This is a genomic window from Shewanella alkalitolerans (assembly GCF_019457575.1).
GTDB classification, from domain to species: Bacteria; Pseudomonadota; Gammaproteobacteria; order Enterobacterales; family Shewanellaceae; genus Shewanella; species Shewanella loihica.
In genome coordinates this window covers 4,318,136-4,342,310 of record NZ_CP080422.1, presented here as the reverse complement: position 1 = coordinate 4,342,310, position 24,175 = coordinate 4,318,136, and the positions used below count along the sequence as shown (strand labels likewise).

Below are 24,175 nucleotides of genomic sequence, written 5' to 3'. Positions count from 1 at the left end.
CAAAGTGTGAAGCAGATCGCAAGCTCGGCAAATTATCGCCAGACATAATGTCCCAGAGCGCGATTCTACTGGTTCAGGGTGACCAATTGGCCGAGGTTTGATGCTAGAATCTGTTCAATATGAGTCAAAATGTCCAAAAGAAGACAATATGAGCCAGCCTAATAAAGAGATGAAGCCCCTACCATCCGCCGTATCTGTGCTTATCGTCGACGATGAGCCGGGCATGCGCAGCTTCCTGAAGAAGGCGCTGTCGAAGAAGTTCGCCCTGGTGGAAACCGCAGGTAGCGTCGAAGATGCCGAGCAGCTTCGGAGCCGCTGTCACTTCGATCTGCTGATCGTCGATATCCGCCTGCCGGGCCGTTCCGGCATAGAGTGGGACGAGGCCCTGAGCGATCAGGAGCGGCGCTCAGACATCATCTTCATGACGGGCTATGCCGATATGGACGTGGCCATCAAGGCGCTGCGTGCCGGCGCCTCTGACTTTATTATGAAGCCCTTCCACCTGGAGCAGATGATGAAGGCGGTTGACCGCTGCATCGAACGTCGCCTGCTCAAGCGCGAAAACCTCATGCTGCGCCGCGAGGTCTCCATCGGCCAATCCTCCACCATCATAGGCAGCAGCGATGCCATGATGGAGGTGAAACATGTGATCGAAAGGGTGGCGCCCACCAATGCGGTGATCCTGATCGAAGGCGAATCGGGCACGGGTAAGGAGCTGGTGGCCAGACAGTTGCATCTGCTCAGCGGTCGTCAGGGACCCTTTGTACCGGTCAACTGTGGCGCCATCGCCCCCGAACTGCTGGAGAGTGAACTCTTTGGTCATGCGGCCGGTTCCTTCACCGGCGCCAAGGGCAACCGTGAAGGTTTGTTCAGCTTCGCCTCGGGCGGCACCATCTTCCTAGACGAGATAGGCGAGATGCCGCTCAAGATGCAGACGGCCCTGCTGAGGGTGCTGGAGCAGCGCACCATACGGCCCGTGGGCAGCGAGAAGGAGATCAATATCGATGTCCGGGTGCTGGCGGCCACCAACCGCAAGCTGGCGGACGAGGTGGAGGCCGGTAACTTCAGGCGCGATCTCTTCTATCGACTCAACGTATTAGACATAGTGATCCCACCGCTGCGGGAGCGCCCCGAAGATGTGGTGGAGCTGACCCATCACTTCACCCGCCTATTGGCCGCCGAGCTGGGGGTTAAAGAGGTGGTGTGGAGCCACGAGGATATGCTCAAGCTGCAACAGCATGAGTGGCCGGGCAACATCCGTGAGCTGCGCAACATGATTGAGCGTTGTATCCTGCTGGGTAAGCCGCCGGCCGAGTACTGGAAACAGCAGCCTAAATCAGAGGCAACCGGCGAGCTGGGTTATCCGCTGGACTGGTCGCTCAAGGAAGTTGAGAAACACCATGTGACCTCAGTGGTCGACCTGCATCAGGGGAACAAGTCTGCCGCCGCGCGCGATCTCGGGGTTTCCCGTAAGACACTGGATCGTAAATATAAAGAGTGGTTCGAACTCAATCATCTCGAGGAAGAATAACCGTGTCTTTTTTCTCGCGTCTCTTTGGTGTCAACTGGCAGCAGCTGCAGGCCAAGGTGCGTTATCGCATCCTGATCCTCACCCTGCTGCCCATCTTGCTAACCTTGGTGAGCCTGGTATTCATCACCATTTACTGGAACATCAGCTACACGGGCAAACAGCTCTTCATGAAGGTGAAGGCCGACCTGACGGTGGCCAGCAACACATTGATCTCTGTGCAGGAGAAGCAGGAAGACCAGCTCGAGTTGGTGCGCGCCTCCTGGGAGTTTCAAAACGAATTTCGCGATCTCGATGCCGACAGCAAGGCCGCCAGAGCTCAGCTGGCCGAGCTGCTCAAGCAGAAGCAGGCCGAGCTCGACCTGGATTTCCTCAGGCTGATCAGCGTCTCCGAGGCGGCCCAAGACCCTGATTTGAGGGTGATGCTGCCCAAGATACAGGACAATCAGCCCTTCTCGGGTTTAATGGTGTTGCAGCCCCAGCGTCTGGCCCGTTTGGCGCCCAACCTGGAGCAGGAGGCGGTGATCACCTTGGTGGACACCCCAAGATCCCAGAAGCCGAGCAAGGATGTGGAGAAGCGCGGCATGCTCAGCCGCAGCCTACTGCCGATCCTGGGCAGTGATGGCACAGTGGGCTGGTATCTGGACGGTGGCATCTTGCTTAATCGCGATATTCGCATCGTGGACCATATTCGTGACCTGGTTTATGACAAGGGCACGCTGCCGGAGCGCTCCATCGGCACGGTAACCATCTTCCTCGACAACACCCGCATCAGCACTAACGTGCCGCTGAACTTCTTCCCCCAGGATAGCGAGAAGCGCGGCCGCGCGCTCGGTAGTCTGGTGTCGGAAGAGGTGCGGCAGAAGGTGTTGGTGCAGGGCCTGCTGTGGGTCGACCGCGCCTTCGTCTACAACGACTGGTTTATCTCCGCCTATGCACCGCTCAAGGATATTCGCGGTGAGCGTATCGGTATGATCTACACCGGATTTTCCGAATCTCCCTTTATTCATAACTACCTGCTGAACATCATAGAGCTGGGCACTATCCTCATGTTGGTGCTGCTGGTCTCTGGCCTGCTGGTCTACCGCGGCGCCTACAGCCTCCTGCAGCCGATCGAGCGTATTCACCATGTGGTGAAGGCGGTGCAATCGGGCCGTAACCTGAGAATCGGGTCCTTGGGGCTGGAGCGCGACAACGAGCTGGCGAATCTGGCCGAACAGTTCGACCGCATGCTGGACCTGTTGCAGCGACGCAACTCGCAGATCCAGGCGGCGGCAGAGCAGCTTGAGGTCAAGGTCGAGGAGCGTACCCGCAGCCTGCAGGAGAAGACTGAGGAGTTGCAGCGTAACGTGGCCCTGCTCAACGAGACTCGCCAGCAACTGGTGACCAATGAGAAGCTGACCGCCCTGGGTGAGCTGACGGCGGGGATCGCTCATGAGATTAACAACCCCACGGCGGTTATCTTAGGTAACATGGAGCTGCTCAAGTCTGAGCTGGGCGACAAGGCCGAGGATGTCGAGGAAGAGATAGATATCGTCATCGAGCAGGTGGGGCGCATCAGCACCATCATTCGTAGCCTGCTGCAATATAGCCGCCCCGGCGAATTTAATGCGCCGCTGGAGATGCATCAGCTCACGCCGATCGTCGAGGAGATGGCCATCCTGGTGCGCCACTCTATCAAGAAGCAGGAGGTGGTGCTGATCCAGGATCTCAACGCCAGTTATCCTATCGAGGTAAATCGTCCTCAGCTACTGCAGGTGCTGATCAACCTGGTGGTTAATGCCGCCCACGCCATGGACGGACAGGGACGCATCTGGATCCGCACCTATGACTGGGTCCAGGGCGGTGAGCCCATAGGGGTCAAGATAGAGGTGGAAGATGAGGGTAAGGGGATCCCCGAGGAACAGCTGGGGCGCATCTTCGATCCTTTCTACACCACGCGTCAGGACGGTACCGGTCTTGGGCTTTCCCTGAGCTACGGCATTATCAAGCGGATAGGCGGCACCATAGAGGTCAGCTCCACGGTCGGTAAGGGCACCCTGTTTACCATAGGCCTGTACCACAAGGCGATCGACGATCAGTTCAATCCGCCCTACGAGGGGCTGCATTTCTCCAGTGCGCTGGATAAGAAGGCGCGAGAGGCATAGGGATTCGTAAGGTTTAGTGATTGGTAAGGCTTAGGGATTCGTAAAGATTCCCTGGCAGGCCTTATAAGCCTGGGCTTCAGAGAAAAAAAGAGCCGGAATACTAATATTCCGGCCACAAAGAGTGTGTGAGCAATGTTGTGCTTGCGAACTCATCATAGTAAGCAGAGATGAAGTGCTTAAAACAGACTGAGTTTTGGAACGCATCTAAATAGTAATAATTATCATTTAGGTTTGCAAGCTTTTATCGTGTAAAGATTCACGATCAACAGGCTCTAGTTCAGTAATTTGTTTAAAACCAACTTGTTATCATCGATATTTGTCGCGGTATTTTCCAACCCGGCTATCTTGTAGCCCTGCTGGATCAGCAGCTGCAACATGTTGGCGAAGCGGTTATAGGTCTTCACCGCCAGGGTGTTGAAACCTTGGGTCTTGGCCCAGCGCTCCTGATCTTGCATCAATGCCTTGGCCAGCCCGAGCTGACGAAACTCTGGCAGAATGGCGCCCAGCCAGCTGTAGAACTCACCATTGGTCTCACTATAGCCTATCTTGTAGCCCGCCAGCTCGCCCTCGATGCGGATCAGCTGTACCAGAAAGGTCTTGTCGCTGAGGCGCGCTTGATAGTCTTCAGCCTGATGACGGCCGTCGAATTCGGGCACCTCCTGGCTCAGGCCAATCAGGGTGTCGATGAGCTCATCGCTCAGCTGGGTGTGATGCTCGATACTTGTGGTGTACATCTTGGCTCTCCAAAGTTTGTCGCTAGCAAGGCGGCACTGGTGAAAATTTGAGTGCCGCGATGATAGTACAAATCAACTGGTCAGGCCAGTTTGCTTTGCGATTTTGTCTGGCCTTCTCGCAAAATTCGCTCCTGCAATACCCTGAGTAAGACGCCGTAGGCGGGCAGGAAGAGCCCCAGGCTGACGATCAGCTTGAAGCCATAGTCGACGCTGGCGATCTCCATCCAGTGCTCGGCCATGAAGGGATCGCTCGAGGCATAGAAGGCCACGCTGAAGAAGACCAGGGTATCGATAAGGTTGCCGATAACCGTCGAGGCTGCAGGTGCGACCCACCAGGCCTTGGCCTGTCTGAGGCGGGCGAACACGGTAATATCCATCAGCTGGCCCACCAAGTAGGCGGCGAAGCTGGCGAAGGCGATACGAAACACGAAGTTGTTGAACTGCACCAAAGCCTCGCTACCCTGAAAGCTACCCTGATGGAAGAGCACGCCGATCAGGTAGGAGATCAACAGTGCAGGTATCATGGCTCTGAGAATGATCTTACGCGCCGACTGTTGGCCGAAGATTCTCACCGTCAAATCTGTGGCCAGATAGACGAAGGGAAAGCTGAAGGCGCCCCAGGTGGTATGAAAACCAAATAGCTGGAAGGGTAGCTGAACCAGGTAGTTACTTGCTGTGATAATGGCAATATGAAAGCTGACGAGCAGCAGTAGCGCACGCTGAATCTGCGCTTGGGATAACATTAACATCTTGTGGCCTTTTTAATGGGTTAACGCGGGGTGAGGGAACCCGCTTAGAAACTGGATAAGGCTTACGCCTCGGTTAGCCGTCTTCCAGGGTTGGCCGGGAGACAGGGCGGCAAATTATAGTCATTAAGACCAAATGAGCAAGGATTTTGCGCCGTTTTCTCTGCCCGGCTCCCGCTTGGACCACATAAAGAGGCTACACTTGGTGGACTATCACCATGATTTCGAGGAGGGGGCCGATGAGATCTTGGCGTTATCTTGTGGTCATCTTGTGCACCTGTCTGCTAGTGAGCACGCCCTGGCGCGCCGCATCCGAAGAGGTGGAAGAGATCACTGTCGTGACCGGCAACTGGCCCGGCTACAGCACGCCCGATGGCAAGGGCTATTATCTCGCGCTGCTGCAAAGCGCCTTCCCCGCCCCCAAGTGGAAAATTTCGATAGATTTCGTGCCTTTCTCCCGCGCCCTCTATATGGTGCAGCAACAAAAGGTCGATGTGGGGCTGGGCTTCTATATCGACGAAGTCAAACCCGACTATTACTGCGATCTGCCGGTAGAGGTCGATCAGGTGGACGCGGCCCTCACCCCCGAGCTGGCGGCCATCTGGCAGGATATCAACAGCCTGAAAAAGAAGAAGGTGAAGGCGATGCTGGAGTATCGCTACGACACCTTCATCAAGGTGCCCATGTATTACGAGGAGGGCAGCGATCTGCTGCAGATGCTCAACCATGTCAACAACGGCAAGATAGACGCCGTGCTCGACTATAAGCGTTCACTGCAGGGGCTCGCCAGCCAGCTGAATCGGCCGCAGCAGTATGTGATAAAGGAAAACGTGTTGAATCCAGAGGTGTTTTTCGTCTTTCCTCAGACGCCTAAGGGCAAGCGTCTGAAGGCGATCTTCAACGGCGCCATGGCGCGCATGGCCGAGAGTGGCGAGCTGGACAGGCTGTTTCAGGCCAACATCAGCTATCGCGTCCGGGTGCCACTAGCCAATTAAATTATACTTCGGTCAGAATAGACATTATGGTCTTGAGCTTATTCTCCAGCTCGTGCCATTCCGCCTCGGCTTCAGAGCCTGAGACGATCCCCGCACCGGCAAACAAGTTGATGCGTCCGGGTTCGATCAGCGCACTACGAATCGCCACCGCAAACTCGCTCTCATACTTGTTGAAGTAGCCACAGGCACCGGCATACCAGCCACGGGTGTAGCCTTCGCGCTGGCGAATAAAGTTGATGGCCGATGCCTTAGGCAGACCGCCCACGGCAGGGGTGGGGTGCAGGGCCTGCAGGATCTGAAAATCGTTCACTCCTGGTTTGAGTTCGGCGCGAATGGCCCTGTGCAGATGCTGGATGTGGCTCAGCTTAAACACCTTGGCCAGTTCATCGGCACCCACATAGTTGCTCAGCGGGGTCAGGGCATCGACGATATGTTCGCGCACCAGCTGGTTCTCATGGCTGTTCTTGGTGTCGTCCAGCAGCTGCTGCGCCAGCATGGCGTCTTCGGCCTCGTTGAGTCCGCGTGTGGTGGTGCCCGCTAAGGCCTCGGTAAATACCTCGCGCTGGCGACGTCGGTAGAGACGCTCCGGCGTGCAGGAGATAAAGGCGCTCTCAGGGCTGAACTGAAAGCCAAACTGAAAACTGTTCTGGTTGCGACCCTGCCAGCTGGCCAGCAGCATCCAGGGATCGACCTTCTCGTTCACCTCGAGCTGGGTCAGACGGGACAGCACTACCTTAGGCGTGTCCTGAATAAACCTGTCATGGGTGACCTGATTGACCAGCTCGTGCCAGCGTAGTTTGTTGGGACGATCACTGCGGCTCAGCAGTTGTATCTTGTTCGGTGGCGCCAGCGGCTTGGGCGGTACCAAAGCGGCAAGGGCCTGCAGCGCCAGGGTGCGCTCCTGCTCGATATCGCCGGATTCGACATTGAGATTGACCAGCAGCTTGTATTCATCGCCGCTGCGTCTCAGCTCGACCCTAGGCAGGATGAAATGGGCGCGGCCATACTCGGGCCAACACTCGGTATGACGATCGAAGGCCACGCCGCCGTAGTAGCGTATCTCCTGATTAGTCGAGAGTGACCTCTGGGTCTGATAGGCCTGGGAAAGCTGGTTGTCGTCTACCGCATCTTCGAAGATGAAATCTTTACAGCACCCCAGGGCGGCGACCTCTTCCTGTGTGTCGCGGCCATGCCAGTAGATCCTGGGGTAGCAAGGTTGGCTGGCGATCCAGGCGATCATCGGCATCACACAGGCCGTCACCGACAACTGAATGATCGGCTCACCCTGTGGGTGTATGTCGAGTTTTTCGAGTTTGCGGGATAAGGATTGTATGGCCTGTGGCAGCGAGGAAACGCTCAAGAAATACTCCAACCTGGTAAAAAAGTGCGTGAGTTTGAGGGCGGGTTAAGGACATCAAACGCGGCGAATGTGAGACTTATCTGAATTGGTAATAAGAATCTTTACCACAAATTAATGTGCCGACTGTTAGCTGTCAAGTTACAGGCGGTTAAGCTGTGAGCTTGTCCAAGAAAAGAGAGATTTGTCAGTTTTTTCGGAAGCATTTCAAGCCTGTGTATTTTTGTCTAATCAAGGTTTTACACTGGACAAAATGTCCCTTGTCTATCGTCGTCACCGCGGCATTTGTTCAAATTTGTCGATCTGGGTTTGTTTTTGGTTTTCGTTAGCTTGTTGCTACAGGTGTAAGCCGGAAGAATGACGGCCATAGGGAAATGACACAGCGATGAAAACATGAAAAACAAACCAATCAGTCTCAAATTATCACTCGTGGCAGCCGCGGTTGCCGCCAGTCCTCTGGTCATGGCCGAGGAAGTCAAACACGAGCCCATTTTAGATGTGGCCGAAGTCATAGTGGTGACCGGCGAGAAGCCGACGCCGCTGCAACAGACCACGAGTAGCTGGACCATCAGCGCCGATGAAATTCAGGCCATGGGTGCCCAGAGCCTGGACGAGGTACTAAAGAATGCCCCCGGCGTCTATGTGCGTACCGGTGGCCAGGGCACGCCCAGGGTCGATGTGCGCGGCTTTAAGGCCAGACACGTCATCTATCTGATCAACGGTGTACCCGCCAACGGTGCCGAAGATGGTCAGTTCGATCCTAGCGTGGTGCCTGCCAGCCAGATCGCCTCGGTCACCGTCTCCATGGGCCCAACCTCTGTGCTCTATGGTCCGGGCGGCGCCGGCGGCGTGATCAACATCCGCACTAAACAGGGCGCCGATGTGCCCGGTTTCTCCGGCCATCTAGAGGGCGGCGAAAACGATACCTTCAACGGCGACGTCACAGTGGCGGGCTCGGGCGATCGCTGGCAGGGGCTGGTGTCGCTGTCGCGTCAGCAGACCGATGGCTGGCCTGTGTCTGGCGATCAGCCTGATACCGAGACGCAGCAGGGTGATACCCGTTTCAACAGCGACAAGACGATCAACAACCTATTTGCCCAGGGCAGCTACTGGCTGTCGGACAATACCCAGCTGATGGCAAACCTCAGCCTGCGTAGCGGCGAGTGGGGCAAGCCCGCCGTCGATGGCACCACCTCTGGCAAGGCCAAGTTTGAACGCGTCGACGACTACGATGCCCATACGGTGCAACTGGGCCTGGCCCACAGATTCAACGAGCTGCTGACCCTGAGGGGCTTCATCTATCAGAATCAGTCTGACGTGCTGGAAAATCGTTATCTGGATGACAGTTTCGCCGGCCTGCAGCAGAGCCTGGACGGCCGCTCTGTGGTCAGCGGCGGTAACCTGCAGCTGATCGCCGACTTCGATAAGGGTCACCTGCTGACCGGCGCCCTGATCGCCGAGCACCAGAGCTGGGAGTCAGAGAGTAATCAGATAGATACCGACACTACTGGTTCTGGAAGTGGCACCGGCAGTGGTTCTGGCAGTGGTTCAGGTAGTGGTTCAGGTAGTGGATCTGGTAGTGGCTCAGGCACTGGCTCTGGCAGCGGCTCAGGATCAGGAACTGGAGGTGGTTCGGGCTCAGGTACTGGGGGCGGTTCAGGCTCGGGAACCGGTAGCGGTTCGGGTTCAGGCAGTGGAACTGGTTCGGGTAGTGGATCTGGCACAGGTGGCGGTTCTGGTTCAGGTACTGGCGGCGGCACGGGCGGTGGTAATGGCTCTGGCGGCGCCGAGTCATTCGACGATTCGTCCTGGCTCTACACCCTGGCGGCGGAATATCAGTATCAACAGGATAGTATCGGTGCCAGCCTGGGCGGCGCCTTACACGAGCAACAACGTGTGCGCGAAGATGAGTCCGACTACTCGGCGCAGGCTTCAGCCTACTGGCAGGCCGCCGACGCGACTCGTCTCAACCTAGGAGTGGCCCGTAAGGTACGTTTCCCATCGATGCGCAACCTCTACTCACTCTCGTCGGGTAATCAAGATCTGCAATCTGAGACCTCAAAGCACCTGGAGCTGAGTCTGGCACAGGGGCTGGGTAGCAACACAGATCTGAGCCTGGCGGCCTACTACACGGATGCGGACAACTATATCGCCAAGGATGTCGATGGCATCTATCAGAACATGGGCCGCTATCAGTTCAAGGGGGTCGACTTCCTGGTACGTGATCAGAGCATCGATAACCTGTCGCTGAGCTTCGGCTACAGCTTCCTCGATAGCGAAGACAAGGATGCGGCGCCGGGTCTGGATACCTTAGAGTACCGTCCGCGTCATCAATTCAGGCTGCAGGCGGATTACGAGTTTAGCTTTGCGACCCGCATCAATCTGAATATCGAGCACATCATGGGCCAGGTGTTCCACACCGAAGAGAAGGTGGCCGGTCAGAAACAGCTGGTGGAGAAGTCGCTGGATGACTACACACTGGTGGATCTCAAGCTGAGCCAGCCTATCGCGGGTGACGCCCTGTCTGTCTACCTCAGAGCCACTAACCTGCTCGATGAGCGTTACTATCAGAGCGAGGGGCTACCCCAAGCGGGTCGTCAGCTGTTCCTGGGCGTGAACTGGCAGCTATAGGCATAAACCATGGCCCTGGTGCGACTCAGTCAGATCCATTTTAACTTCCAGACAGCGGCGCAGCCGCTGTTTGAGGGTCTCAATCTGACCATAGCTGCCGGCGAGTGTCACCTGATCCACGGCTACACCGGCTGTGGTAAGTCGACTCTGCTCAAGCTGCTGCTGGGGATCCTGGAGCGTCCCTGGGAAGGGGAGCGCGAGATCACCGAGGGAGCTACCCTGGGCGTGGTGATGCAGGACCCCAATGTGCAGCTACTGCGCCAGACGCTGGGGGCCGAAGTGGCCTTCGCCCTGGAAAACTTAGGTGTCGCCAGCAGTGAGATGCTGCTGCAGGTGCGCTCAGCCCTAAGACGGGTCGGTCTCTATATCAGCCTGGACACGCCCATCGCCAGCCTGTCGCTGGGACAGCGCTATCGCCTGATGATCGCCGCCCAGCTGGTGCTCGAGCCGGACCTCTTGCTGCTTGACGAGCCCTGGGCACAGCTGGACGATCAGGGGGTAGCAGAGCTGTCGGCCGTGCTCAATCAGCTCAAGCAGCAGGGCGTGGCCCTGTTGATCGTCGAGCATCACAGAGGCGTCTTCAAGGATCTGGTCACCCACAGATGGCAGCTCAGTCAGGGCCAGCTGCAGGCGTTAGCGCCGGCGGAGTGTGAAGCGACTTCGGAGCAGGTAAGTTGGCGTGAGTCGCCGGCCTGGCCGCAGGGCAGCGCCGTCATCGACAGCCATGGCTTTACCCTGGCCTTTTGCGAGCGCCAGAAGCTGTTCGACGCCGACTCCCTGCTGCTCTTCCCCGGTGAGATTGCCGCCTTGGTGGGCGACAACGGCTGCGGCAAGAGTACCCTGCTCAAGAGTCTGGCCGGTATCCAGGCGGATATCGATCCCTTGGGCATAAAGGTGTTTGGCAAGAAGCCCAAGTTGGGACGCTTCGGCGCCGACCTGGCCTTGCTGCACCAGCGGCCGAGTCGGCAGCTGTTTGAAAATACAGTGATCGAAGAGATGCAGTTTAGCCTCAAGCGTTTCGGTTTGCCGCTGGAGCGGGCCATCGAACTTCTGGGGCAACTTGGGTTGACTACATTGGCGAGGCACTCGCCTCATACGCTCTCCTACGGTCAGCAGCATCTGATCGCCCTGGCGTCGCTCGCCTGTCTCAGGCCCAAGCTACTGCTGCTGGATGATCCCTTCGCCGGGCTGGATGAGCATTTCACCGACAAGATAGTGGCGCTGCTGATGGAGCTGAGCCGTCGGAGCACCGCCCTGGTGATCGCCAGTCACAGGCCGATTGCGGCGCTGCCGGTGGATCGCCTCTGGCGGGTGGTGGATGGCCGTCTCGAATCACTCTCGGCCTCGCCACAGGCATATTCTCGTGTGGGCTAGACGCGGCGTACGTGCGCCAGGAGTGCGCCGTACAAAACGCCACTTCGCGGTTAACGACACCCGCTGGTGCGCGCTCGCTATCCTGCTCGCTTTGGGGCTCTCCAGTTGCGCCTTCCTGTTGCCCCAGTCATGGCTGCATTACCTGGGCTTGGCGAACTTGCTGTTGCTGATACAGGGTCGTTACCTGGGGGGGCGACTCAGAGGGCTGCTGGTGATCTTCACCAGTCAGTTGGCGATCACTAGCCTGCTCTATCTGTTGCTGCACGGACTCGAGCGTCTACCCGAGGGGATTATCGCCGTGTGCCGTATCTTGATGGCCATGATCCCCGGCTGGTGGCTGTCGGTGGCCTGCTCGCCCCAGCGAATCGGCGAGGTGCTCAGCTTCTGTCTGCCCCACAAGTGGGCCTTCGTGCTGGCCGCCTGTTTCGGCATCTTGCCTTACCTAGGGCAGGAGACGCGGGAGATCTATCAGATGCAGGTGATGCGCGGCGCCAACATTCGCCTCAAGTCGTTGTGGCGTCCCAAGCATTGGCGCGAGCTGATCTACTGCGTGCTCTATCCGCTGCTGATCCAGCTGTTAAAACTATCCAAGCAGATGGCCACAGCGGCCAGGCTGCGCCAGTTTGGTCGTCATCCCAAGCCGACCCACTGGCCCTATTAGTGAGAACCAAGCGTATGAACAATAAAGGATTCAACCTAAATGACGCCCTGTTTATCGGCTTCTGTGCCACCCTGCTGGTGGCGCTGAAGGGGATGCTGAGGCTGAAGCTGGGGCTGTCGGGACATTCCATGTTCCTGATGAGCTTCTTCTACTTAATTTGCTATGGCGCAGTCGGTAAACGCGGTGCCATCAGCCTGTGTGGCCTGCTGGCGGGCATGATGGCCATGACCCTGGGCGTGGGTAAGGGTGGTCCCTTCCTGCTGGTGAAGTTTGGCCTGCCGGCCATCGCCATGGATATCTGTCTGCTACTTCTGCCCAGCCTGCTGGCGCTCAAGTGGCGCTGCATCATACTGGCGTTGGTGGGCACCTTGGCCTGGGCTAGCAAGGGGCTGATCGAGGGGCTGCTGGCGGGGCTGAGCACCCAAGTGGTGGCGCTGCAGTTTGGTAAGAGCTTGTTGTTTGGCAGCTTCTTCGCCCTGTTGGCGGCCATGTTGGTGCCGCCCGTACTGGAGCGACTGCGCAGCCACGATCTGATTGATAGAGAGGAGATATAAGCATGGTGAGAGCATCTGGGTTGAGATCTTGGTTGGTGTGCATCGACGATACCGACGATATCGGCACCAAGGGAACCGGGGAGATCGCCGAGGAGATAGCACATCTGCTGAGCGACAACCACCTGAGTCGCTGCGCCTTCGTGACTAGGCATCAGCTCTATGTGCACCCTGATATTCCCTACACCTCACACAACAGCGCCATGTGTTTTCAGGTGCGCACCGCTAAGTCTCAGGATGAGATCTTAGCAATAGCCGTGGCCCATCTGCGTAGCGAGAGCGCCGCAGCCGCCGACCCCGGCATTGCCCTGCTGGATCTACATCATTCATGCGATCGTGAGGCGCTCATCGCCTTCGGCGAGCAGGCGAAGGAGGAGGTGAAGACCAAGGCGCAAGCCTACGCCCTGGCCGAGCAGCTTGGCATACATCTGAGCGAACATGGCGGCACTGGGCAGGGGATCATAGGCGCCCTCGCGGGACTGGGGCTTAGGTTGCAGGGCAACGATGGTCGTATCAAGGGGCAGTTTAACCTGCCCGGGCTAGAGGCGGGCGAGGTGTCACTCTCGGTCGGTGAGGTGATCGAGCTGACTGGCGTCGACCGTGTGCTCAGCGATAGCGGCGAGCAGCTCTGCTTCAAGACGCCCCTCTATCTGTCTGGCAAGGTCAAGGCCGTTTATCGGGATCATCAGGTCTCTCTACTGGTGTATGAGGAGCAGGGCCGCTGGCGCAACGCCCTCAAGCAGCAGCTGAAACACTATTAACGGCCCACTGCTAAATCGATGAGGAATAGCATGCAGCAAGCATTTGAACTACGTCAGGGGCGTTGGCAACTGACCCTAGCTGAGGAAGACTATGCCGCCTCGCGGCAACTGGCGGCCGGGTGCGACGGCTTCATCGCCGACGATGAAGATGAGCAGGTGGATGATATCGAGCGTTCCTGCGTCAATTGTGCCCGTCGTCGTTGGTTGATCGACGCCATCGAGTGTACCTTCTTGTAGCAGTATATTAGTCTTTGCTTTACAAAAACTTGCCTCATTTTCGGGGCCTGAAAATAGGTATAAATCGGCTTTCAGCCTGAAACTATCCTCGCCGGCCTCTGGCGTTCTGCCGCGCCCAGGCATACTATAATTTCCTCCTATCACAGTGTTTTCACAGGCAATCGCACCGAAGCTAAGGGATTTAGACTAGGCTAAAAAGGAGCGGATGCGAAAACCGGGTGATTTTTTGGGAACGCGGTATGACCGAAAGTGTGAACGAAAAAGCGGATGTCATGAAGGTGCCGGTGCCAAACTTGGCGCTGGGTATGTATGTTGCGGCTATCGATCATCAGGGAAGAGTCAATATCACCAATCCGGGACAGATTAAAGATCGACAAGCCATAGATAAGCTGGTGCGCAACGGTATCGAGTATGTCTGGGTCGACGTAGAAAGGTCGGCGCCAGAGTGTGGACTCAGGCCGAAACAAGAGCCAGAGAAGATAATACGCCTGACCCGGGATCAGTCCCAGGAGAAGGCCAAACGCCTGATGAGTGAGGCGAAAGATCTGGTCAAGAAGGTCTTGTCCGAGACCTTCGAGGGTAAGGCGGTCAAGGTAGAGCCCTTCGAGGCGCTGGCGGATAAGATGCTCGAATCCGTCATGCTTGATGCCGACGCCTTCAAGTGTATCTCGGCCCTGCGCTCCAAAGATGCCTACCTGCTGGAACACTCCATCAATGTGGCCTTCCTGCTGGTGACCTTTGGTCGCTACCTCAAGCTCAAGCGTAGCGTGCTCAAACAGTTGGCTGTGGGCGGTATCTTGCACGATATCGGCAAGGTGCGCGTCAATAATCGCATACTGCACAAGCCGGGGCGCCTGACGCCGGAAGAGTTTGAGCATATGAAGCTGCATCAGGTCTATGCCCAGGAGATCCTGGCCGAGACAGAGGATCTGTCGCAGATCAGCCGCGACGTCTGTCTGATGCACCACGAGAAGCTAGATGGCAAGGGCTATCCCAATGGTCTGCAAGGGGAGGAGATCTCCCTCCATGGCCGTATGAGCTGTATCGTGGATATCTTCGACGCCCTGACCGCGACCCGCTGCTACAAGGAGGCGATGAGCCCGGCTGCCGCCTTTAAGATTCTCCTCAGCCTGACCCCCTTCCATCTGGATGAGAAGCTGGTTTATGAGTTTATCCGCTGTGTCGGTATATACCCCGTGGGTTCACTGGTGCAGCTCTCCGACGGTCGGATTGGCATCGTCTGGGAGGCGAAAGACAGAGACGCCCTGCATCCCGTGCTCAAGACCTTCTATTCGGTGAAGCATAAGCATTACACCGAGGTGACCATGGTGGATCTGCTTAAATCGGATCTCTTCATCGAGCGCGGCGTGTCGCCCAGCAGTTTGGATGTGGATCCTACGCCTTTCTACTGATCAGGCATCAAGGTTTCACCGGATTTGCGCGCTGGCTAGCAGAAGTCCCATCTCCTGCTGTAAGGCGCGCCGTGGGCGGTTACACTGGCGCCAACCTCTTACCTAAACTGGCTTAACTCATAGATGAACAGACGAGAATTTATCCTGGCCGGCGGCGCGGTATTCGCCGCCGGTCTCTCCCCTAAGCTTTTTGCCGCGAGTCCTACTTCAAATCAAATACAGACGCATTCCTTGTCGGGTGATCAACCCCTGGCGCCACTCAAGGTGCTCGCCCTGGTGTTTGACGACTATGAAACCTTAGATCTTCATGGCCCGCTAGAGATGCTGGGGCATCTGCCCAGCGTCGAGATCACCCTTATCGGCCCCCAGTCTATTGTGCGTAGCTATCAGGGGCCGCGAGTGGTGGCCGATCGCCTGCTCGATGAGGTGGTCGCGTGCGATCTCCTGCTGGTCCCCGGTGGCATGGGCACGCGCAAGCTGGTGGACGACACCCGCCTGTTGGACTGGCTGAGGCGTCAGGCCAAGGTCTCCAATAAGGTATTTTCCGTCTGTACCGGCGCTGCGCTGCTGGCCAAGGCCGATCTGCTCGATGGCGTGAGCGCCACCACCAACAAGATGGCCTATGCCTGGGTGACAGGATTAAACGACAAGGTTGTCTGGCAGCCCAGCGCCCGCTGGGTGGACGATGGCCGTTTCCTCACCTCATCCGGCGTGTCGGCGGGGATAGATGCAGCTCTCTTCTACATCGCCCAAACCTATGGCGAGGCTCAGGCGCGGAAGATAGAGACGCTCACCGAATATCAATGGAACAGCGACGCCGATAAGGATCCCTACGCCGTCATAAGTTAGTCGATTTAGTGCTTAGCCGATTCAGCTATTTGTTAGTAAAAACGGATATTTGCTGAGATTTCGGCGCCAATAAATAATAGCCACTCACTCATTTCGCCAAACTCTTTCGTTAAACTTAAAGGAGGCAAAGATGAAGAAGTGGCTAGTGCTTTTATGTTGCGCCTTCCTGTTGGCGTCCTGGCTCACCACAGGGCTAACCCGCTCCCTGGTGGAGCTGGCAGCCTTTATCACCATAGTGACCCTGGTGTGGCGCTACAGCGCCTCAGCTAAAGTTGACGATGTAGAACAGCGAACCCGCGCCGATAATCAGCCAGAGCAGTAACCCCAGTGCCATCGGCCGCATTCCCGCCTGGCGCATTTTACCTAGGGTGATCCCCGCGCCTATCATAAACAGACACAGCACCAACACCCGCTTCGACAAGGCGAATATGCCGTCATACAGCACCTGCCCCTGGGGCACGAAGTGCGCTAGCAGTATGGCGAGACAGTAGAAGAGGATAAAGAAGGGCACGGCGACCTTGCGCCGATTGCCCCCAAACGCCATGGCACTCACCAGCGCCACGGGCACTATCCACAGGGCCCTGGCCAGCTTGAGGGTGGTGGCGGTGCGTAGCGCCTCATCGCCATAGGCCGAGGCGGCGCCTACGACCGACGAGGTGTCGTGGATGGCGATGGCGCTCCATACCCCAAAATGATACTGACTCAGCTGCAGCAGATGCCCGAGGGCCGGAAACAGAAACAGGGCGACCGAGTTGAGCACGAACACGGTCGCCAGGGCTATGGCCGTATCCTGGCTGTCTGCCTTGATGGCCGGGGCCACGGCGGCGATGGCGCTGCCACCACAGATGGCGGTGCCTGAGGCGATCATATGGCTCAGCTTGGCATCGACTCTGAGCAGCCTGCCCAGGGCCGTTCCCAGCAGCAGGGTGAAGACGATAGAGCCTAAGATCAACCCGATATTTTGGCTGCTGGCGCTGATGGCAGCGTCGAGCTGAATGCCGAAGCCCAGGCCGATAATGGCGTAGGCCAGCAGCTTCTTGGTCAGGGCGCCGATGTCCAGATTGTGGGGCACCAAACCCAGGCTGGCCAGGGTAAAGCCGATCACCAGGGCGATGGGGGAGGAGATCACAGGCGTCAGGCAGAGGGCACCGGCGACAAAGAAGATCGCCTGAGCGGGGGGAAAGGGCCACTTTTGAAACAATGCTTTCATCGGTTCCATATCTTGTTTAACCAGATGGGCAGGTTTTATCCTGCCCACTGTTTTCGAATGCCGGGTGTTTTACCACAGATTCGAGCCTATTAACCTTACCTATGTCAGGTTTCGCCGCGCCGTCTTGTGTTACGCCACACTCCTCGACTCACATCAACACCTAGCCAGGCGCTAGCTCAGCAGGAGCAGGCTACCCAGGCCGAGGAAGATGAAGAAGCCCACCACGTCTGTGACTGTGGTGAGGATCACCGAGCCCGCCACCGCAGGGTCGATGCGCATCTGCTTGAGCACAAAGGGAATAACCGTACCCGATGAGGCGGCCGCCAGGCTGTTGAAGACGATGGCCACGAAGATGATGCCGCCGAGCGCCAGGGAGGAGAACCACCAACAGACCACCACACCGATGAGGGCGCCCAGTAGCACACCGTTGAAGGCGGCGATCTTCAGCTCCTTGTCCAGTAGCAGGGTGAGGTTGCTGCGCTTCAAGTGGTTCAGCGCAATACCCCGCAGCGCCACCGCCAGGGTCTGACTGCCGGCGATGCCGCCCATGCTGGCGACTACCGGCATGAGGATAGCCAGGGCCACCACCTGTTGCAGGGCGTCGCCAAACAGGCCGATAACCCAGGAGGCGAGAAAGGCGGTCAGCAGGTTAGTGGTCAGCCAGATGGCTCGCATGCGCGCCGCCACGCCCACCGGGGTGAAGAGGTCTTCTTCATCCTGTGGGGTCTCAGACACCAGCACCTCAAGGCTTCGCTCCTTGAGGCGGTGCATCAGGGTCGACAGGGCGATGGCGCCGATGATCTTGCCGCCTTTCTCTACAGGTACCCAGGCAAAGCCCGCCGCCGGATTAAACTGCTGCGCCGCCTGGGTGATATCCAGCTCGTCGCCTACGGCCTCGAGTTCGGTGAGACACTCAGACAATGGCGTGGCGGGATCCTCGCGATAGAGCTGCTCCAGGGTGCAGCCGCCGTGAAACTGCCCCTCGGCATCGACGCCGTAGACGGCCACATATTCCCTCTGCTTCTGCTTGTTCAGGCGTTCCAGCACCCGGCCGACCGTGGCGGTTGGGCGCGAGCGCAGAATATTGTTGTTAAGGTAACGGCCGACGGCCTCATCCTGGTAGCTCAGCGCCTGCTGCATCTGCTCCGTGGTGAGGGCTTCTTGCTGATCCAGATAGTCTTCGACGATATCGCCGGGCAGGATCTCGGCGAAGGTGAGGATATCTATCTCAGAGATGCGTCGTGCTAGCCCCTGTAGCTGCTCTGGGCTGAGCAAGTCTAAGACGTGGCGGGCGGTTTCATAGTGCAGCAGGTGCAATATGGGCCAGCCGCGGTCGATAGGGATCTTACGGCAGATGGGCGAACGATACTGGTCGCTCACCGACTCCAGCAGGTCGGCCAGGTCGGCATCGGAATAGTCGCTGATAAAGCCGAGGGAGGGCAGCTCCTCTGCCTCGGGATGGCTGACAATGTCGATGACGCGGGCGAGTAAATCGTCTCTGGCCGCCTGATCGGTTTGTGCTGTTGGGTCTGGCATTGTCATAGGGAATGTCCTTGGTTGAGCTTGGGGGACAGTGTAAGGGAAAGCCGTTAACTAAACCATTGAAACGCTGACCTTTGGTCGGCAAAGGTGTCTCGAGTGCCTGCCGCAACAGGCACTCACTGGCTAGCCGTTAATCAGAAAACTCTGGGAGGGATCCACCAGGACGCGATCGCCCATGGCCTCACGGCCCAGCAGCATCAGGTAGGTCATGTCCTGGCGATTGCTCAGGGTCAGCTCTATGGGCCACTCATGCTCTCCCAGCTTGAGGGTGGTCGCTATCACGCAGCGCTGCTCTACCTCGCCGTTGGAGGACTTGATGCGGCGTGAGTCGCGCACCGGAGCCTTACAGTGGACTATCTGCTCCAGGTCATATACGTCCGGGTGCAGGTCGAAGGCGACATAGGGACGCCCGCCCACCTTGATCCGCTTGAGGTTATCCACGTGCAGGGCGGAGGTCTTGGCGCCCGTGTCGATGCGCACCTGCAGATCCTTGATGCCCAGATCCGGCAGATCGCAGGCCTCTAAGTTGCCTATGATGATCTTGTTCATCGCTTGTATCCCTTAATGTCTCGGCCGCCCCTAGATGGTCTGGGTGGTCAGCGGCATTATCTGATCGTTCATTATCTCAATATGTTCCGCCACCTCGTCGGCGGCGCTACCAAAGTAGGCCACGTGGAACATGGCGTCTCCCTCCAGCACCAGGGGGATATTCTGCTTACCTATGACGATACCCGTGCGGTTGGATACTACGCTTTGGATCAGCTCGCCCAGTGGGCTGTTGATCTCTGCCAGCACCTGGCCCTTCTCCACATAGGCGCCCAGCTTGGCAAACTCGCACACGAAGCCACTGGCCGAGGCGCGGGTCCAGTCGCTGCGGTTGGCGATGAAGGGCTCTATCTTCTTGCGCAGGCGGCGCTTACGGATCAGCCCAAGTGACGACAGTACATTGAGGATCCCCCGCTCGCCTGTCTGTATCGACAGCTCGTCGAACCGCAGCGCCTGGCCTGCCTCATACAGCAGTACCCGGGTGCCCTTGTTCACCGCCGCTTCCCGCAGCGAGCCGTCGCGCACGTTGGCGTTAAGCAGCACGGGCACGCCGAAGGCCTGTGCGAGGGCCAGGGTCTGCTCGTCATCCAGGTTGGCGCGGATCTGCGGCAGGTTAGATCTGTGTATCGCCCCTGTGTGCAGGTCGATACCATAGTCGCAGTGCTGCACTATGCTGTTTAAGAAGGTGTATGCCACCCGTCCGGCCAGCGACCCCTTGGGCGAACCGGGAAAACAGCGGTTAAGGTCACGCCTGTCGGGCATGTAGCGGCTCTGATTCAGCACTCCATAGACATTGACCATGGGCACCAGAATCAAGGTGCCCTTGAGTAGCTTGAGCTTGCTCTGGATCAACCGGCGGATGATCTCGATACCATTGAGCTCATCGCCATGCACCGCGGCGCTGACAAACACCTTGGGGCCATCCTTCTTGGCGCGGATCACATGCACAGGTATCGACACCTGAGTGTCCGTATACAGGCTGGCCACCGGTAGTTCAAGCTGGTGCTGGGTGCCGGGCTGGATATCGACACCTGCTATGGTAAGTGCTTCGCTCATTTAGCCTTTTCCGCGCGTTCTGTTGGCGTTGGGTTTCGCCTTCTTCTCAATAAATTCATAGATCAGCCCGGCCACATCCTTACCGGTCGCCTGTTCTATCCCTTCCAGTCCGGGCGAGGAGTTCACCTCCATCACCACAGGGCCGTTGTTCGATTGCAAGATATCCACACCACAGAGGTTTAGCCCCATCGCCTTGGCGGCGTTGAGGGCCGTCGCACGCTCATCCTTAGAGAGACGCACCAGCTGAGCCACACCACCACGGTGTAGGTTAGAGCGAAACTCGCCTTCGGCCGCCTGACGCTTCATGGCCGCCACTACCTTATCACCTACCACGAAGCAGCGGATATCGGCGCCGCCAGCCTCTTTGATGAACTCCTGCACCAAGATGTTGGCCTTGAGACCCATGAAGGCCTCGATCACGCTCTCGGCCGCCTTATTGGTTTCGGCCAAAACCACGCCTATGCCCTGGGTGCCTTCCAGTAGCTTGATCACCAGTGGCGCGCCCCCCACGTTCTTGATCAAATCCTGGATCTTGTCGGGCTTGCTGGCAAATCCGGTACGTGGCAGGCCGATGCCCTTGCGCGACAGCAGCTGCAGGGATCTCAGCTTATCGCGAGAACGGCTGATGGCCACAGATTCGTTGACACAGAAGGTGCCCATCATCTCAAACTGGCGCACCACGGCCGTACCGTAGAAGGTGATCGACGAGCCGATGCGAGGGATCACGGCATCATACTTAGGCAATACCTTACCCATGTAACGCACGGTCGGATTGCTGCTGGTGATATCCATATAGCAGTGCAGTGTATCTATGATGTCCACCTCGTGGCCGCGCGCTTCGCCGGCTTCTTTCAGGCGTTGGGTGGAGTATAAGTTTTCGTTGCGAGACAAGATTGCAATACGCATCTCTACTTCCTTAGTGTAAATCTTTAAGTAATTAAAAAATAATGCTTTCAAATTCAAAGTGATTGTTGGCCTTTGGGCGAACAATCGAGAGCGACGGCGCTAGGCGTCGCGTGGGGGTGAGGTCACCTAAGCACGGCGCGCGGCCAGCAGAAAAGCTCAGTTGGCTTAACTATAGTCATAATTGGCCACCACCGTGGCGCCGTTGACTTTTTTCCTTGGTTTTCATTCGATTGTCTGAGGTTTTCCATCGCCTGTTTAGGGCGCGACCTTATTGATAAACCCCAGCGGAGAAAAGCTAATTTTTTTTGTCGTGACCACAATGGATTTTGTTGCTGAGGCCAAGGCATGGTGGGAGTGTTATCTGCGCTGGATTTGACCTTCTTCTCCGTGTAGAGATAATCACATTTTTGCTAAGTATTAAGCGACTCATCGTTTGGGATTGGTAGAGGCCTTGTTATGTGATTTATCGTGGGAATTTAGATTGAAATGCTTCTTACAAGATCAATTTGATAGATTTTCCTTTATCTATTATAGGTAATATTTTTCTTGAAAGTACGTTGATAATTACTATAGGATTCAGTTGATTAAAATTCGATAGCAAAATTATGCATCAATGAATCATGCGCTGATGGGTACGTGTAAGGCATTGTTATTTAAAGGGATTGTCAGTGAAGCATAAAGGGTACTGGGTATTAGTTTTTATTTTAGCATTGTTAATATCACTTTTTTTGGGTTTAGTTCCGTATGCTCTTTACCATTTGGGCTTCATAAGTCCAACTGAGCAGAATGTAATTAAAATCGTTGAGCCTGTAGGTGGAATGTTTGGACCAGCCAGTGCTTTCTTTTCTGGTTTTGCGTTAATTGCAGTGATAATAAGCATTCAGCAACAACGTGAAGCATTAAGAATCCAAGCAGAAGAACTCGAGTTAACAAGAAAAGAGATAGGAGATTCCACTGAAGCTCAACAAGAAATGGCAAGACATCAGAAAAATGCAATCAGCCTTGAAGTTATTATGCCATTTATGAGCGAAATTTCATCTCCGGAAATGAGAAGAGCAATTATTACTTTATCTAAGTTTGGAAGAAAAGAGAAATTTGACGAAATATATTTTGAATTACTTCAAAAGAATAAAGCAGATTTACTAAAAGGGGCTGAATTAGAAGAGTTTGATTTAATAGATGGCTCTAGAAGAAAATTCGTCGGATTATTTCATAAAATGCAAAGATTATATGCAACAGGGGTAGTCGATTATGAAATTATTAGAGTTGTTCTAGGTCCAGATAGTTGTTGGCTTTTATTGAATATTATTGAACCTTTGGATTCTAAAATTAGGTCAAACTATTCTACCTTATCGTTTGATTTTGCTAGAAGTCTTTATCCAGAAGAGATAATTGAGTCCCAAGGAAAACATGATTAACGATTTCGTTAGTAAGTAACTAAAATTGGAGAAACTGGTTTTAGAATTTACTACAGCACTTCACATTAAAAAGGCCAGACATCTGTCTGGCCTTTTGCTGTTCTCTCAATCAAGCAACAAGCGTATTAACGCATGGTAACGAACTCTTCGGCGCCAGTGGGGTGGATGGCGACGACGGCGTCGAAGTCGGCCTTGGTGGCGCCCATCTTGATGGCGACGCCGAAGCCTTGCAGTATCTCATCCATGCCGTAGCCGATGCCGTGGATGCCCACGACCTTCTCCTCTTTACCGGCGCACACCAGCTTCATCTTACAGGCCTGACGGTGGGCAGTGACCGCAGTGTACATTGAGGTGAAGCCTGAGTTGTAGACCTTGACGTTCTCCTCGCCATATTGGGCGATCGCCTCGGGTTCGGTGAGGCCCATGGTGCCGATTGCCGGGTGGCTGAATACTACGGTTGGCACCAGGCTGTAATCCATCTTGGCATCTGTCATGCCGTTAAACAGGCGCTCCGACAGCAGGCGACCCGCTTTTACGGCAACCGGGGTCAGCTCTATGCCACCTTCGATGATATCACCGACGCAGTAGATGCCCTTGGCCGTGGTGTTTTGCTGGGCATCGACTACCACATAACCTTTGTCGTTGAGCTTAACGTCTGTGTTTTCCAGGCCGATCTTGTCGGTGGATGGACGACGGCCGATGGCCCAGATCAGGGTATCGATCTCATAGCTCTCGCCATTTTCCAGCTTGAGGGTCAGTGAGCCGTCGGCGTTTTTGGTGACAGACTCAGGAATGCTGTGGGTGTGCAGGCTAGGGCCGTCTGTGGCCATAGACTCCATCAGGGCCTCGCTCAGCATAGGGTCGAAGCTGCGCAGCGGTGCATGCTTACGCACAAACAGGTGAGTCTCGCTGCCCAATGCATGGAGTACACCCGCCAGCTCGACCGCGATATAGCCTGCACCCACAACGGCTACACGCTTAGGCTGTTCGTTGAGGGCGAAGAAGCCGTCTGAGTCGATGCCGTATTCGGCGCCTGGAATATTAGGAATGGTCGGGGTGCCGCCGGTGGCGATCAGTATATGGTCGGCGCTGTAGTGCTCGCCATTCACCTCCATGGTGTTGTTGTCGACGAAGCGGCCATAGCCGCGCACCAGGGTAACGCCGTTGCTGTCTAGGCCTCTGTCGTAGGCGCCGTGGATGCGCTCTATGTAAGCCTCGCGGCTCTCGACCAGCTTGCTCCAATCGAATTTATTGACCGATACGTCGAAGCCATAGTCTTTGGCGTACAGGTGCATGGCCTCGGCGACTTGGGCGCCATACCACATGACTTTCTTAGGGACGCAGCCGACGTTTACGCAGGTGCCACCCAGTGCCTTGGCTTCGATCAGCAGTACCTTGGCACCGCGCATGGCCGCACGGTTGGCCGAGGCGATGCCGCCGCTGCCGGCGCCTAAACAGATATAGTCAAAATGTTGAGCCATCTTTTTCTCCAAATTCGAAGGATTGCATATGGG

Annotated in this window: 22 protein-coding genes; 13 read left to right on the top strand and 9 right to left on the bottom strand. The window is 56.4% G+C overall.

From position 1 onward, the window contains the following. The first annotated feature begins 100 nt into the window (after window positions 1-100). Window positions 101-1,531 (top strand): sigma-54-dependent transcriptional regulator, encoded by a 1,431-nt coding sequence (locus K0J45_RS18875; RefSeq protein ID WP_011867476.1) that lies wholly within the window; start codon window positions 101-103, stop codon window positions 1,529-1,531. Between the two features lie 2 nt (window positions 1,532-1,533). Further along, entirely contained in the window at window positions 1,534-3,675 is a 2,142-nt protein-coding gene (locus tag K0J45_RS18870; RefSeq protein WP_220043679.1) for a sensor histidine kinase, read from the top strand. Between the two features lie 272 nt (window positions 3,676-3,947). Here the strand turns inward: K0J45_RS18870 and K0J45_RS18865 are convergent, their stop codons facing one another. Next, window positions 3,948-4,409 carry a GNAT family N-acetyltransferase gene (locus tag K0J45_RS18865; protein WP_220043678.1) on the bottom strand — a complete coding sequence of 154 codons (462 nt, stop codon included), beginning with the start codon at window positions 4,407-4,409 and terminating at the stop codon, window positions 3,948-3,950. Between the two features lie 80 nt (window positions 4,410-4,489). Continuing rightward, window positions 4,490-5,158, bottom strand: a complete 669-nt coding sequence (locus tag K0J45_RS18860) for a 7-cyano-7-deazaguanine/7-aminomethyl-7-deazaguanine transporter (protein WP_220043677.1) — start codon at window positions 5,156-5,158, stop codon at window positions 4,490-4,492. Between the two features lie 236 nt (window positions 5,159-5,394). On the opposite strand from K0J45_RS18860, the gene K0J45_RS18855 reads away from it, so the two are divergent. Then, window positions 5,395-6,150, top strand: a complete 756-nt coding sequence (locus K0J45_RS18855) for a substrate-binding periplasmic protein (protein ID WP_220043676.1) — start codon at window positions 5,395-5,397, stop codon at window positions 6,148-6,150. Window position 6,151: 1 nt separating this feature from the next. Here the strand turns inward: K0J45_RS18855 and K0J45_RS18850 are convergent, their stop codons facing one another. Next, window positions 6,152-7,510 carry an isochorismate synthase gene (locus K0J45_RS18850; protein WP_220043675.1) on the bottom strand — a complete coding sequence of 453 codons (1,359 nt, stop codon included), beginning with the start codon at window positions 7,508-7,510 and terminating at the stop codon, window positions 6,152-6,154. A gap of 390 nt (window positions 7,511-7,900) precedes the next feature. Between K0J45_RS18850 and K0J45_RS18845 the strand changes: the two genes are divergently transcribed. From K0J45_RS18845 to K0J45_RS18805, 9 genes are all read left to right on the top strand, one after another. Next, window positions 7,901-10,138, top strand: a complete 2,238-nt coding sequence (locus K0J45_RS18845) for a TonB-dependent receptor (RefSeq protein ID WP_220043674.1) — start codon at window positions 7,901-7,903, stop codon at window positions 10,136-10,138. 9 nt (window positions 10,139-10,147) lie between these two features. Beyond that, window positions 10,148-11,512 carry an ATP-binding cassette domain-containing protein gene (locus K0J45_RS18840; protein ID WP_220043673.1) on the top strand — a complete coding sequence of 455 codons (1,365 nt, stop codon included), beginning with the start codon at window positions 10,148-10,150 and terminating at the stop codon, window positions 11,510-11,512. A gap of 22 nt (window positions 11,513-11,534) precedes the next feature. Beyond that, window positions 11,535-12,173, top strand: a complete 639-nt coding sequence (locus K0J45_RS18835; protein WP_220043672.1) for an energy-coupling factor transporter transmembrane component T — start codon at window positions 11,535-11,537, stop codon at window positions 12,171-12,173. A gap of 14 nt (window positions 12,174-12,187) precedes the next feature. Beyond that, window positions 12,188-12,727 carry a hypothetical protein gene (locus K0J45_RS18830; RefSeq protein ID WP_011867467.1) on the top strand — a complete coding sequence of 180 codons (540 nt, stop codon included), beginning with the start codon at window positions 12,188-12,190 and terminating at the stop codon, window positions 12,725-12,727. 20 nt (window positions 12,728-12,747) lie between these two features. Continuing rightward, complete coding sequence (locus K0J45_RS18825) at window positions 12,748-13,485, top strand: DNA-binding protein (RefSeq protein ID WP_220045360.1); 738 nt, start codon at window positions 12,748-12,750, stop codon at window positions 13,483-13,485. Between the two features lie 30 nt (window positions 13,486-13,515). Beyond that, complete coding sequence (locus K0J45_RS18820; protein WP_220043671.1) at window positions 13,516-13,722, top strand: hypothetical protein; 207 nt, start codon at window positions 13,516-13,518, stop codon at window positions 13,720-13,722. 239 nt (window positions 13,723-13,961) lie between these two features. Next, entirely contained in the window at window positions 13,962-15,134 is a 1,173-nt protein-coding gene (locus K0J45_RS18815; protein ID WP_220043670.1) for an HD-GYP domain-containing protein, read from the top strand. 123 nt (window positions 15,135-15,257) lie between these two features. Continuing rightward, on the top strand, window positions 15,258-15,983 hold the full coding sequence (locus K0J45_RS18810; RefSeq protein ID WP_220043669.1) for a DJ-1/PfpI family protein: 726 nt from the start codon (window positions 15,258-15,260) through the stop codon (window positions 15,981-15,983). Between the two features lie 130 nt (window positions 15,984-16,113). Continuing rightward, window positions 16,114-16,305 carry a hypothetical protein gene (locus K0J45_RS18805; RefSeq protein WP_220043668.1) on the top strand — a complete coding sequence of 64 codons (192 nt, stop codon included), beginning with the start codon at window positions 16,114-16,116 and terminating at the stop codon, window positions 16,303-16,305. Here K0J45_RS18805 and K0J45_RS18800 read toward each other — a convergent pair. From K0J45_RS18800 to rimK, 5 genes are all read right to left on the bottom strand, one after another. Beyond that, entirely contained in the window at window positions 16,246-17,193 is a 948-nt protein-coding gene (locus K0J45_RS18800; RefSeq protein ID WP_434086943.1) for a YeiH family protein, read from the bottom strand. The two genes, K0J45_RS18805 and K0J45_RS18800, sit on opposite strands and share 60 nt — an antisense overlap. Window positions 17,194-17,364: 171 nt before the next feature. Continuing rightward, a complete protein-coding gene (locus tag K0J45_RS18795) occupies window positions 17,365-18,735 on the bottom strand; it encodes a magnesium transporter (RefSeq protein WP_220043666.1) in 1,371 nt (456 codons plus the stop codon). Window positions 18,736-18,858: 123 nt separating this feature from the next. Next, window positions 18,859-19,284 carry an ATP-dependent zinc protease family protein gene (locus tag K0J45_RS18790; protein ID WP_011867460.1) on the bottom strand — a complete coding sequence of 142 codons (426 nt, stop codon included), beginning with the start codon at window positions 19,282-19,284 and terminating at the stop codon, window positions 18,859-18,861. A 30-nt stretch (window positions 19,285-19,314) separates the two neighbouring features. Next, a complete protein-coding gene (locus K0J45_RS18785) occupies window positions 19,315-20,337 on the bottom strand; it encodes a succinylglutamate desuccinylase/aspartoacylase family protein (protein ID WP_011867459.1) in 1,023 nt (340 codons plus the stop codon). Continuing rightward, window positions 20,338-21,243, bottom strand: coding sequence for a 30S ribosomal protein S6--L-glutamate ligase (rimK, locus tag K0J45_RS18780; RefSeq protein WP_011867458.1), 906 nt, complete (start codon window positions 21,241-21,243; stop codon window positions 20,338-20,340). A 668-nt stretch (window positions 21,244-21,911) separates the two neighbouring features. On the opposite strand from rimK, the gene K0J45_RS18775 reads away from it, so the two are divergent. Then, a complete protein-coding gene (locus K0J45_RS18775; RefSeq protein WP_220043665.1) occupies window positions 21,912-22,661 on the top strand; it encodes a hypothetical protein in 750 nt (249 codons plus the stop codon). A 125-nt stretch (window positions 22,662-22,786) separates the two neighbouring features. On the opposite strand, the gene gorA is transcribed toward K0J45_RS18775, so the two are convergent. After that, window positions 22,787-24,142, bottom strand: a complete 1,356-nt coding sequence (gene gorA, locus K0J45_RS18770) for a glutathione-disulfide reductase (RefSeq protein ID WP_220043664.1) — start codon at window positions 24,140-24,142, stop codon at window positions 22,787-22,789. Between the last annotated feature and the right edge of the window lie 33 nt (window positions 24,143-24,175).

Bases quoted from the DNA above. Each gene is read 5' to 3' on its own strand.
- K0J45_RS18790 (WP_011867460.1), bottom strand. From the start codon at position 19,284: ATGAACAAGATCATCATAGGCAACTTAGAGGCCTGCGATCTGCCGGAT.
- K0J45_RS18805 (WP_220043668.1), top strand. From the start codon at position 16,114: ATGAAGAAGTGGCTAGTGCTTTTATGTTGCGCCTTCCTGTTGGCGTCC.
- K0J45_RS18845 (WP_220043674.1), top strand. From the start codon at position 7,901: ATGAAAAACAAACCAATCAGTCTCAAATTATCACTCGTGGCAGCCGCG.
- K0J45_RS18800 (WP_434086943.1), bottom strand. From the start codon at position 17,193: ATGAAAGCATTGTTTCAAAAGTGGCCCTTTCCCCCCGCTCAGGCGATC.
- K0J45_RS18815 (WP_220043670.1), top strand. From the start codon at position 13,962: ATGACCGAAAGTGTGAACGAAAAAGCGGATGTCATGAAGGTGCCGGTG.
- K0J45_RS18820 (WP_220043671.1), top strand. From the start codon at position 13,516: ATGCAGCAAGCATTTGAACTACGTCAGGGGCGTTGGCAACTGACCCTA.
- K0J45_RS18855 (WP_220043676.1), top strand. From the start codon at position 5,395: ATGAGATCTTGGCGTTATCTTGTGGTCATCTTGTGCACCTGTCTGCTA.
- K0J45_RS18830 (WP_011867467.1), top strand. From the start codon at position 12,188: ATGAACAATAAAGGATTCAACCTAAATGACGCCCTGTTTATCGGCTTC.
- K0J45_RS18860 (WP_220043677.1), bottom strand. From the start codon at position 5,158: ATGTTAATGTTATCCCAAGCGCAGATTCAGCGTGCGCTACTGCTGCTC.
- K0J45_RS18865 (WP_220043678.1), bottom strand. From the start codon at position 4,409: ATGTACACCACAAGTATCGAGCATCACACCCAGCTGAGCGATGAGCTC.
- K0J45_RS18840 (WP_220043673.1), top strand. From the start codon at position 10,148: ATGGCCCTGGTGCGACTCAGTCAGATCCATTTTAACTTCCAGACAGCG.
- rimK (WP_011867458.1), bottom strand. From the start codon at position 21,243: ATGCGTATTGCAATCTTGTCTCGCAACGAAAACTTATACTCCACCCAA.
- K0J45_RS18785 (WP_011867459.1), bottom strand. From the start codon at position 20,337: ATGAGCGAAGCACTTACCATAGCAGGTGTCGATATCCAGCCCGGCACC.
- gorA (WP_220043664.1), bottom strand. From the start codon at position 24,142: ATGGCTCAACATTTTGACTATATCTGTTTAGGCGCCGGCAGCGGCGGC.
- K0J45_RS18875 (WP_011867476.1), top strand. From the start codon at position 101: ATGCTAGAATCTGTTCAATATGAGTCAAAATGTCCAAAAGAAGACAAT.
- K0J45_RS18810 (WP_220043669.1), top strand. From the start codon at position 15,258: ATGAACAGACGAGAATTTATCCTGGCCGGCGGCGCGGTATTCGCCGCC.
- K0J45_RS18795 (WP_220043666.1), bottom strand. From the start codon at position 18,735: ATGACAATGCCAGACCCAACAGCACAAACCGATCAGGCGGCCAGAGAC.